The 12,292-nt window shown below is 75.6% G+C and carries 10 protein-coding genes; 7 read left to right on the top strand and 3 right to left on the bottom strand.

The window, feature by feature from the left end; genetic code table 11:
* The first annotated feature begins 27 nt into the window (after positions 1-27).
* From EYB28_RS03565 to EYB28_RS03555, 3 genes are all read left to right on the top strand, one after another.
* Complete coding sequence (locus EYB28_RS03565; RefSeq protein WP_166844916.1) at positions 28-867, top strand: exodeoxyribonuclease III; 840 nt, start codon at positions 28-30, stop codon at positions 865-867.
* 79 nt (positions 868-946) lie between these two features.
* The gene (locus EYB28_RS03560; protein WP_240930371.1) at positions 947-1,591 is read left to right on the top strand and encodes a septum formation family protein; all 645 of its coding nucleotides are present in this window, start codon (positions 947-949) and stop codon (positions 1,589-1,591) included.
* 429 nt (positions 1,592-2,020) lie between these two features.
* Positions 2,021-2,848 (top strand): C40 family peptidase, encoded by an 828-nt coding sequence (locus EYB28_RS03555; RefSeq protein WP_166844914.1) that lies wholly within the window; start codon positions 2,021-2,023, stop codon positions 2,846-2,848.
* A 62-nt stretch (positions 2,849-2,910) separates the two neighbouring features.
* On the opposite strand, the gene EYB28_RS03550 is transcribed toward EYB28_RS03555, so the two are convergent.
* Together EYB28_RS03550 and clpB are read right to left on the bottom strand one after the other, a co-directional pair.
* The gene (locus EYB28_RS03550; protein WP_255461451.1) at positions 2,911-3,990 is read right to left on the bottom strand and encodes an enoyl-CoA hydratase/isomerase family protein; all 1,080 of its coding nucleotides are present in this window, start codon (positions 3,988-3,990) and stop codon (positions 2,911-2,913) included.
* Positions 3,991-4,111: 121 nt separating this feature from the next.
* Positions 4,112-6,718, bottom strand: coding sequence for an ATP-dependent chaperone ClpB (clpB, locus tag EYB28_RS03545; RefSeq protein ID WP_166844913.1), 2,607 nt, complete (start codon positions 6,716-6,718; stop codon positions 4,112-4,114).
* A 139-nt stretch (positions 6,719-6,857) separates the two neighbouring features.
* Between clpB and EYB28_RS03540 the strand changes: the two genes are divergently transcribed.
* From EYB28_RS03540 to EYB28_RS03525, 4 genes are all read left to right on the top strand, one after another.
* Positions 6,858-7,877: an LppM family (lipo)protein gene (locus EYB28_RS03540; RefSeq protein ID WP_166844911.1), complete on the top strand. Its 1,020-nt coding sequence runs from the start codon at positions 6,858-6,860 to the stop codon at positions 7,875-7,877.
* Positions 7,870-8,847 carry an alpha/beta hydrolase gene (locus EYB28_RS03535; protein WP_166844909.1) on the top strand — a complete coding sequence of 326 codons (978 nt, stop codon included), beginning with the start codon at positions 7,870-7,872 and terminating at the stop codon, positions 8,845-8,847. The genes EYB28_RS03540 and EYB28_RS03535 overlap by 8 nt, the downstream gene beginning before the upstream one ends.
* Before the next feature lie 73 nt (positions 8,848-8,920).
* Positions 8,921-10,537 carry an AlkA N-terminal domain-containing protein gene (locus tag EYB28_RS03530; protein ID WP_166844907.1) on the top strand — a complete coding sequence of 539 codons (1,617 nt, stop codon included), beginning with the start codon at positions 8,921-8,923 and terminating at the stop codon, positions 10,535-10,537.
* 122 nt (positions 10,538-10,659) lie between these two features.
* On the top strand, positions 10,660-11,202 hold the full coding sequence (locus EYB28_RS03525) for a methylated-DNA--[protein]-cysteine S-methyltransferase (RefSeq protein WP_166844906.1): 543 nt from the start codon (positions 10,660-10,662) through the stop codon (positions 11,200-11,202).
* Positions 11,203-11,235: 33 nt separating this feature from the next.
* On the opposite strand, the gene EYB28_RS03520 is transcribed toward EYB28_RS03525, so the two are convergent.
* Entirely contained in the window at positions 11,236-12,258 is a 1,023-nt protein-coding gene (locus tag EYB28_RS03520) for a cation diffusion facilitator family transporter (RefSeq protein WP_166844904.1), read from the bottom strand.
* Positions 12,259-12,292: the final 34 nt, after the last annotated feature.

The following is a 12,292-nucleotide window of genomic DNA, read 5'->3' as shown; positions in this document are numbered from 1 at the left end:
GTCGGGGGCGCCAGGTAGCGTGTGCCCGTGCGCCTGGCCACCTGGAACGTGAACTCCGTCCGCGCCCGCGTCGACCGGGTGGTCGCGTTCCTCGAACGGTCGGGCACGGACGTCCTGGCGATCCAGGAGACGAAGTGCCGCGACGACCAGTTCCCGTACCCGCGGTTCGAGGCCGCGGGATACGAGGTGGCGCACGTCGGGACGTCGGCGTGGAACGGCGTCGCGATCGTCTCCCGCGTGGGGCTGGGCGACGTCGAGACGTCGTTCCCCGGGCAGCCCGGGTTCGCCAAGGCGCCTGCCGACGCCGCCGCGGGCGACGCCCTGCTGGACGTCCCTCCGCCGGTGGAGGCCCGGGCGATCGGCGCCACCTGCGGCGGCGTGCGGGTCTGGTCGCTGTACGTGCCGCACGGCCGCGCCGTCGGCGACCCGCACTACGCCTACAAGCTCGACTGGTTGACGAGGCTGCGGCACGCGGCGGGCGGCTGGCTCGAGGGCGACCCCGGCGCGCAGGTCGCGCTGGTGGGCGACTGGAACGTGATCCCGCTGGACACCGACGTCTACGACCCGACGGCCTTCGAGGGGCACACGCACGTCACCCCGCCGGAGCGGGAGGCGTTCGCCGCGTTCGCGGACGCCGGCTACACGGAGGTGTCGCGCGAGCACCTGCCCGCCGAGCACACGTACACCTACTGGGACTACCAGCAGCTCGCGTTCCCGAGGAACAAGGGGCTGCGCATCGACTTCGCGTACGCGTCGCCGGCGCTGCGCCGGCGCGTGGCGGGCGTGACGATCGACCGGGACGAGCGCAAGGGCAAGGGCGCCAGCGACCACGTGCCGGTGGTCCTGGACCTCGACGCGGCGCCCTGAGGCCGTCCGCCGCGCGGCACCGTCGCCCGCACGCCCCGTCACCCACGCGGCTGCCCGGCCGCGTCGGTAGGTTGGGCGCATGAGCTCCGACCCGCCCGAGCCGACGTTCGCCTCGCCGACGCCGCCCGGCGCGCTGCCCGCGGACGGGCTCGCGGACTCGGCCCTGCCGGACCCCGCCGCGGCGCCCGCGACGGCAGCTTCCGCGGGCACCGCGCCGTCGCCGCGGGCGCCACGGCCGGGGCGCCGGCGGGCCACGGTCGTCCTGGCGTCCGCGGCGGCGGTGCTCGCCGTGGCGGCCGTGGGCACCGCCGTCGGGGTGCAGGCCGCGAGGGAGCGCGCCTGGGAGCCCGTCCCGGCGGACCCGAGCACCGCCACGGAGGCGAACGCGGTCCAGCTCGTGCTGGGGTCGTGCGTCGAGGAGCTGCCCCCGGACGGGCCCGTCGAGCGCGTGCGGGTGGTGCCCTGCGCCGACGCGCACGCGGCGCAGGTCGTCGGACGGCGGGACTCCTCGCCGGAGGCGACGTGGCCCGGCACCGACGGCGCGGCCGCGTACGCGTCGGCGGGCTGCGGGCGCCTCCTGCTCGGCGCGGACGGGCGCGAGCGCGCGGACGGCGTGTCGTTCGTCGTGTGGGCGCCGAGCGAGGAGTCGTGGGCGGACGGCGACCGCGCCGGGCTCTGTCTGGCCGTGCACGACGAGCCGGCCACCGGTTCGCTGCTCGACTGACTCCCCGCGGCGCCGTCCCGACCCGGTCCGGACCTCGCCGATGTGACTTTCGTCACATCGAGGCATCCCCGGCGTGCCCGGTTGCGCCCCCATGCCCGAGTCGTCCTGCGCGGACGCCGGGCGCTCGCGGGCGTGCCGGCGGTTGCCCGCGTGACCGAAACGTGACCTTCAGGGGTCGCCGGGGTTAGCGTCCCTCGACCGCACGCCACGCACGGTGGGCGGCAGCGGGACGCAGCCGAGTGCTGCCGGCGCCCCGGTCACCACGAACGCACGGCAGCAGCGGGAGAACCACTTCCGGCCGGCCCGGGACGCGGCACGCCACGTCCCCCGCCGGCCTTGGGGTCAAGCCGTCCCGTCCGAGCGACGCACGGCAGGCCATCGATCTCGGCCTCACCCGACAGCTCATCTCGCAGGCTCGAGAGGTCACCCATGTCCACCTTCCTCGCTCGGTCGCGCCCTGACGCCGCGACCCGTCCGACCACCCGGCGCCGGAACGCCCTCGTGGCGCTCGGCGTGGTCGCCGCCCTCACCGGCGGCGGGCTCGTCGCCCAGGGTGCGTCGGCGCCGCAGGCGTCCGCCGCCACCGCGACCTCCGTCCACGCGGCGTCGTCCTCGAAGACCCGGCCGCACACCTCGTTCGAGGCGCCCCGCCGCACCATGGTCAAGAACATGGGCGCCAAGCGGCCCGTCTACCGGATGACCGCCTCGGCGAACGGGCACCGGATCGCCGGCAAGGCCAAGCTGGTCATCAACGGCAAGGTCAAGGCGACCAAGAAGCTCAAGCACGGCAAGGCCCGCTTCACCCCGATCTGGAGCAAGTACCGCGTCGGCAAGAACAAGGTCCGCATCACGGTCCACCCCAGGTCCGACAAGCTGCGCACCGCCTGGTCGCGCAGCGTCGTCGTGCGCGCGAAGAAGCTGGACCGGGGCGCCCGGGTCGTGAAGGTCGCCAAGCAGCAGGTCGGCGACCGCTACCGCTACGGCGCGAACGGGCCGAACGCCTTCGACTGCTCCGGCCTGACCAAGTACGTGTACAAGAAGGCGACGGGCAGGACGCTGCCGCGCTCGTCGTCCGCCCAGAAGAACGCTGGCAGGACCGTCTCGCGGTCCAAGGCGCGCCCGGGCGACCTCATCTGGACGCCCGGCCACGTCGCCATCTACATCGGTGGCGGCAAGCAGGTCGAGGCCGCCCGCCCGGGCGTCGGCGTCGTCAAGCGGCACATCTGGCAGGACAACCCGCGCTTCGTCCGCCTCTGACGGACGGCTCCGCGGGACCGACGGCGTGGGCCTTCCGGGGCCCACGCCGTCGTCGTCCCCGCTCAGCCGGGCAGGAGCAGCGGGTCGGCGGGGACGTGCGCGAGGGCGCGCTCACCCAGGTCCGCCGGGACGTCGGCGAGCGCCGGGGGCGACCACGCCGGCGACCTGTCCTTGTCCACCACCTGCGCCCGGACGCCCTCGACGAAGTCGTCCTGGGTGTCGACGAACCAGCACGCGAGCCCGTACTCCTGCGCCAGCGCGGCCCGCAGGCCGGGCAGCTCCCGCGCGCGGCGCACCGCCGCGAGCGTCACCGTAAGCGCGGACGGCGACAGCCGCCCGAGCTCGTCGGCCCAGGCGCCGGCGTCCGGGTCTCCCGCACCCTCGGCCGACCGGAGCCGCGCCACGATCTCGGACACGGTGCCGGCCGAGTACGCGTCGTCGATCAGCGCGCGGCGGGCCGCCAGCCCCGACGGCGGCGCCGGCGTCGCGAACCGGCGTACCACCGCGTGGGCGGCTTCGACCGACAGCGGGCCGACGGCGGCCACCTCGGCGAGCGCCGCCGCCAGGTCGCCGAGCCGACCGCTCGGCACGTGGTGGTCGGCGAGGCCCACGTGCAGCGCGTCGCCGGCGTCCATGGTCACCGCGCCGAGGGCGAGGTGCTCCCCCACCCGGCCCGGGGCGAGCGCCAGCAGCCGCGAGACGCCGACGTCGGGCGTGAACCCGATCCGCGTCTCGGGCATCGCCACGCGCGAGCGCTCGGTCACCACGCGCACGCCCGCGTGCGCGCTCAGGCCCAGCCCGCCGCCCATCGTGACGCCGTCCATGAGGGCGACGACCGGCTTCGGGTACTCCCCGAGCGCCGCGTCCACGGCGTACTCCGTGCGGAAGAACCGCCGGGCGACGTCGCGGCGCCCGGCGACGACCTCCGCCCGCAGGGCCCGCACGTCAGCGCCGGCGCACAGCCCGCGCTCCCCCGCGCCGTCGAGCAGCACGAGGCGCACGGCGCCGTCGTCGCGCCACGCGTCGAGCGTCTCGCCGAGGGCGGCGAGCATCGCCTCGGTCAGGGCGTTGATGGCCCGCGGGCGGTCCAGGGTGATCCGCCCGACGCCGTCGTCCATGGTGGTCCTGATCTCCTGCGTCACGCCGCCACCGTAGCCGCCCCCGCCCCTGCTGGCCGGTGGTTCTGACTGGTTGCGGAATCCGGCGGATTCCGCAACCAGTCAGAACCACCGGCCAGCAGGGGGTGACCGAGGGCGACCGGCGTCAGGCCTTCGCGACGCTCAGGCCCTCGACGTCGTCGGCCCGGTCCACGACGACCGTGTCGCCGTCTGCCACGTCGCCCGCCAGCAGGAGCCGGGCCAGCCGGTCGCCGATCTCGCGCTGCACGAGTCGGCGCAGCGGGCGCGCGCCGTAGGCGGGGTCGAAGCCCTCGAGGGCCAGCCAGTCGCGCGCCGCGTCGGTGACCTCGACCGTGATCCGCCGGTCCGCGAGCCGCCGCGCGAACGCCGCGACCTGCAGGTCGACGATCCGGCCCAGCTCCTCGACGCTCAGCGCGTCGAAGACGACCACGTCGTCGAGCCTGTTGAGGAACTCCGGCTTGAACGACGCCCGCACCGCCGTCATCACGGCCTCGCGCTTCTGCTCGTCGCCCAGGGTCGGGTCGACGAGGAACTGCGATCCGAGGTTCGACGTGAGCACGAGGATCGTGGAGCGGAAGTCCACGGTGCGGCCCTGACCGTCGGTGAGGCGGCCGTCGTCGAGCACCTGCAGCAGGATGTCGAAGACCTCGGGGTGCGCCTTCTCCACCTCGTCGAGCAGGATCACGGAGTAGGGCCGGCGGCGGACGGCCTCGGTGAGCTGGCCGCCCTCCTCGTAGCCGACGTACCCCGGGGGCGCCCCGACGAGGCGCGCCACCGCGTGCTTCTCGGAGTACTCCGACATGTCGATGCGCACCATGGCGCGCTCGTCGTCGAAGAGGAAGTCCGCGAGCGACTTGGCCAGCTCCGTCTTGCCGACGCCCGTGGGCCCGAGAAACAGGAACGAGCCCGTCGGGCGGTCGGGGTCGGCGACGCCCGCCCGCGAGCGCCGGACGGCGTCCGACACGGCGCGCACCGCGCCCCGCTGCCCGATGAGCCGCTCGCCGATGACGTCCTCCATGTGCAGGAGCTTCTCCTGCTCGCCCTGCAGCAGGCGGCCTGCCGGGATGCCGGTCCAGGCGGAGACGACCTCGGCGATCTCGTCGGCGCCGACCTTGTCCGCGATCATCGGCGCCTCGTGGGCCACCTCCTCCGCGGCCTCGGTGGACGCCTCGGCGCGCTCGGCGTCGGACAGCTCGCGCTCGACGGCGGGGATCTCGCCGTACCGGATCCGCGCGGCGGCCTCGAGGTCGCCGTCGCGCAGCTTGCGTTCCGCGTCGCTCCGCAGCCCGTCGAGACGGGCGCGCAGGTCGCCGACGCGGTTGTGGCCGGCCTTCTCGGCCTCCCACCGGGCGGTGAGCGCGGAGAGCTCCTCGCGCTTGTCGGCGAGGTCGGCGCGCAGCTTCTCCAGCCGCTCGGTGCTGGCGGTGTCGGTCTGCTCGCTGAGCACGACCTCCTCCATCTCGAGGCGGGTGACGGCGCGCTGCAGCTCGTCGATCTCCACCGGGGAGGAGTCGAGCTCCATGCGCAGGCGCGACGCCGCCTCGTCGACGAGGTCGATCGCCTTGTCCGGCAGCTGGCGGCCGGTGATGAACCGGTCGGACAGGGACGCGGCGGCCACGAGCGCGGAGTCCGCGATCGTCACCTTGTGGTGCGCCTCGTAGCGCTCGGACAGCCCGCGCAGGATCGCGATCGTGTCCTCGACGGACGGCTCGCCGACGAAGACCTGCTGGAACCGGCGCTCCAGCGCCGGGTCCTTCTCGATGTTCTCGCGGTACTCGTCGAGGGTGGTCGCGCCGACCATGCGCAGCTCGCCGCGGGCGAGCATGGGCTTGAGCATGTTGCCCGCGTCCATGGCGCCCTCGGAGCCGCCGCCCGCGCCGACCACGGTGTGCAGCTCGTCGATGAAGGTGACGACCTCGCCGTCGCTGCCCTTGATCTCCTCCAGGACGGCCTTGAGCCGCTCCTCGAACTCGCCGCGGTACTTGGCGCCCGCGACCATGCCCGCGAGGTCGAGCGCGACGAGGCGCTTGTCGCGCAGGGACTCGGGGACGTCGCCGGCGACGATGCGCTGCGCGAGGCCCTCGACGACGGCGGTCTTGCCGACGCCGGGCTCGCCGATGAGCACCGGGTTGTTCTTGGTGCGACGCGACAGCACCTGCACGACGCGGCGGATCTCGGCGTCGCGGCCGATGACCGGGTCGAGCTTGCCGTCGCGCGCCGCCTGGGTGAGGTCGGTGCCGTACTGCTCGAGCGCCTTGTAGGTGCCCTCGGGGTTCGGGCTGGTGACGCGGGAGCTGCCGCGCACGGCCGGCAGGGCGGCGCGCAGGGCGTCCGCCGTCGCGCCCGCCTCGGTGAGGGCGAGGGCGGCCGCGGACTGCCCGGCGGCGATCGCGATGAGCAGGTGCTCGGTGGAGACGTACTCGTCCCCCAGCGCCTCGGCCTCCTTGCCCGCGACCTCGAGCATCGTCTGGGTGGCGCGGGACGCGCGCGGCTCGGCGACGGCGGACCCGCTGGCCTGCGGGAGCGCGACGAGGGCGGCGCGGGTGCGCTGCCCGACCGTCTGCGCGGCGGCCCCGACGGCCTCGAGGAGCCCGACGGCGACGCCGCCGGACTGCTGCAGCAGCGCGGACAGCACGTGCACCGGCTCGAGCTGGGGGTTGCCGGCCGCGGACGCCGTCTGGACGGCGTCGCCGAGCGCCTGCTGCGACATGGTCGTGAGCTTGATGTCCATGAGACCTCCGGGGAAGGACAGGGTTGGTCGTCTGCCTCAGACAACCTCCGCGAAGTTGAGTCTATTCCGCTCAACTTTGGACGCAAGCCCGGTGCGGGCAGGGCTGGCCCCCGCCGCTGACCTGCGGGATGCTGACCCGGTGACGACACCGACCCGAAGCCCCCACCCTCTCCGCACCGCCCTGGCGGCCACGCTCGCCGTCGTCGGACTGCTCGCCCTCGCGGGGTGCATGAAGATCGACACGGACCTGACGCTCTCGGAGGACGACACCGTCTCCGGCTCGATGGTCATGGCCTACTCGAACCAGTTCGCCGAGCAGATGGGCATGGACCCCCAGGAGTTCTGGGAGCAGGCCGGCGGTGACCTCAACTCCACGCTCGCCGAGAACTCCACGCAGCAGCCTTACTCTGACGGCGAGTACACCGGCGCCGAGGTGACCTTCCTCGACAAGCCGCTGGAGGATTTCACCATCCGAAACGACGCCGGCATCCAGCTGGCCATCACGCGCGACGGCGACGACTACGTGGTCGACGGCGTCATGGATCTGAGCGGGCCCGACGCCCTCGGTCCCATGCCCGAGGACGACATGGACACGCTTGCCCTGCGGATCGCCGTCACCTTCCCCGGGCCGGTGAGCGAGTCCACCGGCACCGTCGAGGGCACCACCGTCACCTGGACCCCCGCGATGGACGAGGTCACGGAGATCCACGCGGTCGGGTCCGCGAAGGGCGGGTTCCCGTGGTGGCTCGTCGGGCTCGTGATCGGCGTCCTCGTCATCGCGGTCGTCGTGGTGCTCGTCGTCCGCTCCAACCGCGCTCGCGCCGCGTCGTCGGCCGCCGCCGCGGGACCCGTCGCCGGCCCCACGCCCGACCAGCAGGTGTTCGGCGCACCGAACCCCACCTCCCCCGTACCGACCACCGGCCCGGTGCCGGAGCCGCTCGAGCCGGAGGCCCCGGCGGCCCCCGGGGAGCCCGACGCCAGCACGGGACCCGTCGCGGAGCCGTTCGAACCCGCAGACGGGACGGACGAGAGCGCGACCGGTGCGGACACCGCGGCCGCGCCGTCGGAAGACACGGCGCCCGCCGGCACGACGGAGGCCTCGCCCGGCCGGGAGGACGACGCGGACGGCCCGGACGACCGCCCGACGCGCGGTGCCTGAGCCCGCGACCGGGGCCTGGCGCCCCGACGTCCTCGGCGCGGACTTCGAGGCGCGGACGCTGCCGCTGCCGGGCGGCGCCGAGGCGACGCTGGTGCGCCACGTCCCGTCGACGCCCACCGACGACGGCGACGGCGCGCGCCGCGTCGCGGTCCTCTACGTCCACGGCTTCGTGGACTACTACTTCCACCCGCACGTGGCGTGGGCGCTCGCGGCGGCCGGCCACGCGTTCTACGCCGTCGACCTGCGGGGGCACGGGCGCTCGCTCGCCGCGCACGTGGCGGGCGGGCGCGACCCGAACCTGGTGACCGACCTGGCGCTGTACGCCCAGGACCTCGACGCGGCGGCCGCCGTCGTGCGCGCCGCGGGTCACGAGCGGCTCGTCGTGCTCGGGCACTCCACGGGCGGGCTGGTGGCCCCGCTGTGGGCGAACGGGAGGCCCGGACGGGTCGACGCCCTGGTCCTCAACAGCCCGTGGCTGGAGCTCAACGAGGGCTGGCTGCAGCGCGGTCCGGCCACCTGGGCGGTGGAGCTGCTCGGCGGCGTGGCGCCCCGCCTCGTCGTCGGGCACCTGGGCGAGCACTACGGGCGGGCGCTGCACCGCGACGGCGGCGGCGAGTGGGACTACGACCTGGCGTGGAAACCGCACGAGGGGTTCCCCGTGCGGGCCGGGTGGCTGCGCGAGATCCGGCGCGCGCACCGCCGCGTGGCGCGCGGCCTCGACCTGAGGATCCCGGTGCTCGTGCTCGCCTCCGACCGCTCCGGGCCGCACGGGAGCTGGCACCCCGAGCTCGTCACCACGGACTCCGTGCTCGACGTCGTGCACATCCGCGACCGGGCCCCGCGGCTCGGCACCGACGTCACCGTCCGCGAGATCGCGGGCGGCGCGCACGACCTCGCGCTCTCGCCGGCGCCCGCGCGGGACGCCTACCTCGCCGCCGTCGTGGAGTTCCTCGACTCCCGCGTCTCCTGACGCTCACCAGGGCGGCACCGCCGTGTCCGATTCCCGCTAGCGGACGCCGGGCGCGGCGGGTGACGATGGCGGCATGACCACGACAGCAGCCGCCCCGGCACGCGCCGTCGACGACGCCCGGTTCGCCGAGCGCTACCGCGCGATCGCGGCGCGGGACACCCGGTTCGACGGCCAGTTCTTCACGGCCGTGCGCTCCACGGGCATCTACTGCCGGCCGTCGTGCCCCGCCCGCACGCCCAACCCGGAGAACATCACGTTCTACCTGACGTCCGCGGCCGCGCACGACGCCGGGTACCGCGCGTGCAAGCGCTGCCTCCCGGAGGCGGCCCCCGGCACCCCGGCGTGGGACCTGCGCGGCGACCTCGCGGCACGCGCCATGCGCCTGATCGCCGACGGCGTCATCGACCGCGAGGGCGTCCGCGGGCTCGCCGCCCGCCTCGGGTACAGCCCGCGGCAGGTGCACCGGCTGCTCGTCGCCGAGCTCGGCGCGGGCCCTCTCGCCCTCGCCCGGGCGCAGCGGGCCCAGACGGCCCGCGCGCTCGTCGTCGGCACGGACCTGCCGCTCGGCGACGTCGCGTTCGCGAGCGGGTTCGGCTCGATCCGGCAGTTCAACGACACGGTCGCGGAGGTCTTCGACGTCACGCCGCGGGACCTGCGGGCCCGCGCCCGCCGCCGTTCGGCCCCGCCCCGGCCCACCGGGTACGCGCCGGCGTCCGGCGCGGCCGCCGGACCCGGTCAGGGCCCGGCGCCCGGCGCGGACGGGCAGGACACCGCGAGCGTCCGGCTCGACCTCGCGCTGCCGGTGCGGGAGCCGTTCGACGCCGTCGGCGTGGTCCGCTTCCTCGCCGCGCGCGCCGTCGAGGGCGTCGAGACGGCCGAGATCGACGGCGGCCGGGCACGCTACGCCCGCACCCTGCACCTGCCCCACGGGCCGGGCGCCGTGCAGGTCGAGGTCGGCGCGGACGTCGGTCCCGGCCGTGTCGCGGCCCACCTCGAGCTCGCGTCGGCCGCCGACGTGCCGGTCGCCGTGGCGCGGCTGCGCCGCCTCCTCGACCTCGACGCCGACCCGGTCGCCGTCGACGGGACGCTGGGCGCGGACCCGCGGCTCGCGCCGCTCGTCGCGGCCGCGCCCGGGATCCGGGTGCCGGGCACGGTCGACCCGCACGAGCTCGTGGTGCGCTCGATCGTCGGCCAGCAGATCAGCGTCGCCGCCGCCCGCACCCACCTGGGGCGCCTGGCTGCCGCGGTCGGCACGCCCTACGCGTCCGGGATCCCCGGGCTGACGCGCCTCTTCCCCACCGCGGCGCAGGCCGCCGACGGGGGCGACAGCCTGCGGCTGCCGGCACGCACCGTGGCCGCCGTCGTCGACACGGCCCGCGCCCTGGCCGACGGCGAGCTGCTGGTCGACGTCGGCGCCGCTCCGGACGCGCTGCGCGACGCCCTCGTCTCCCGGCCCGGGATCGGTCCGTGGACGGCCGCCTACGTGGCGATGCGCGTGCTCGGCGACCCCGACGCCTGGCTCGACGGCGACGTGGCGCTCCTGGCCGGGGCCGCCGCCGCGGGCGTCGACCTGTCCGGCGTCGCCCCGGGGGCGAGCCGCGCGGCTCGCTCCCGGGCCCTGTCCGCCCACGCGGCGCGCTGGGCGCCCTGGCGTTCCTACGCCGCGATGCACCTGTGGCGCGCCCCCTGATGCCGAACATGCGGTTGCTCCCGTTCTGCCCCCACGAATCCTGGATCAACCACATGCTCGGCACCCAGGAACCACCTGTTCGGCACCACCACCCCGAGACCGACCCGCCCGACGGAGGACCCATGACCACCCCCACCGACACCCGCACCGCGCTCACCACCACCGTGGCCACCCCCGACGGCCCGTTCACCCTGGTCGTCGCCGACGACGGCGCCGTCCTCGCCTCCGGGTGGACCGACGACACCGCGTCGCTGGTCGCCCTGGTCCACCCGGACCTGCGCCCCGCCGACGTCGTGCCCGTGCCCGACGACGACGCCACCCTCGCCCCGGCGGTCGCCGCCGTCCGCGGCTACTACGCCGGCGACCTGCACGCCATCGATGCGGTGCCCGTGCGGCAGGCCTCCGGCCCGTACCGTGCGCACGCCTGGGACGTGCTGCGCGCCGTCGAGGCGGGCGACCCGGTGACCTACACGCGGTACGCCGAGCTGTCCGGGCGGCCCGCCGCCGTCCGCGCCGCAGCCGGCGCCTGCGCCTGGAACGCCGCCGCCCTGTTCGTCCCCTGCCACCGCGTCCTGCGCACCGACGGCGGCCTCGGCGGCTTCCGCTACGGCGTCGACGTCAAGCGCCGCCTGCTCGACCACGAGGCGCGTCACTCGGCCGCGTGACGAGGCTCGGCCCGGGGGTCGGAGTTCCCGGGTCTATGCCCGCGGCTGCAGCGACGCCTCCTCCGGCGTCGAGACGGTGAAGACGGCCCCGGCGACGGCGGGCGACCGGACGGCAGCACGCTCCAGCTCGTCGAGGCGGCGGGCGACCGTCTCCTCGCGGTCGTTGCCGGTCAGGTCCACGCTGGCCACGAGGTACAACGACCGGGGCCCCACGTACTCCAGGCGCAGGTAGGTGACCCGCTCCACCTGCGGCAGCGTGAGCAGGTGCCGCAGCACGGCGTCGCGGGTGCCGGGCATGGCGGCCTCGCCGACGAGGAACCGGCGGTTGCGGTCGACGAGCACCAGGGAGACGACGGCGAGGACCACGCCCACGACGATCGACCCGACGGCGTCGGGAACCGGGGACCCGGTGAGCTGGTGCGCGAGGACGCCGCCGAAGGCGACGACGAGGCCGACCAGCGCGGCGGCGTCCTCGGCGAACACGGCCCGCAGGGTCGGGTCGGACGTGATGAGCACGTGGTGCAGCACCTCCCGCTCGGCCCGCTTCGCCTCGGCGCGGGCCTGCCGGGCCGCCTGCAGGAAGGAGAACCCTTCGAGCAGGAACGCGACGGCGAGCACCACGTAGGCGACGACGAAGTCGCCGGCCGGCTCGGGGTGGACCAGCTCCTGGATGCCGTGCGTGATCGACACGCCCGCGCCGACGGCGAACAGGCCGATCGCCGCGAACATCGACCAGACGTACGCCTCGCGCCCGTAGCCGAGCGGGTGCTCGCCGTCCGCGGGGCGCCGCGACCGGCGGTCCGCGATGAGGAGGAAGACCTCGTTGCCGGTGTCGGCCCACGAGTGCACGGCCTCGGCCAGCATCGACGCCGACCCCGTGACGACCGCCGCCACCGACTTCGCGGCGGCGATGAGCAGGTTGGCGACGAACGCGATGATCACCGTCAGGGTGCTCTCGCCCTGCGTCTCACGGGCGACGCGGGCGCTGCCGCCGGCCTCCCGCGCGGCGGGGGCGTCGGGCTCGGACAACGGTCGGTCGGGCGGCGCGGCGGACATGGTGCCGGTCTACCAGGCCGGGCCGGGGAGCGCG

Source organism: Isoptericola sp. BMS4 (assembly GCF_011634835.1).
Lineage (GTDB): Bacteria > Actinomycetota > Actinomycetes > Actinomycetales > Cellulomonadaceae > Isoptericola.
The sequence above is the reverse complement of the archived record's forward strand: the minus strand, read 5'-3'. Positions and strand labels throughout refer to the sequence as shown.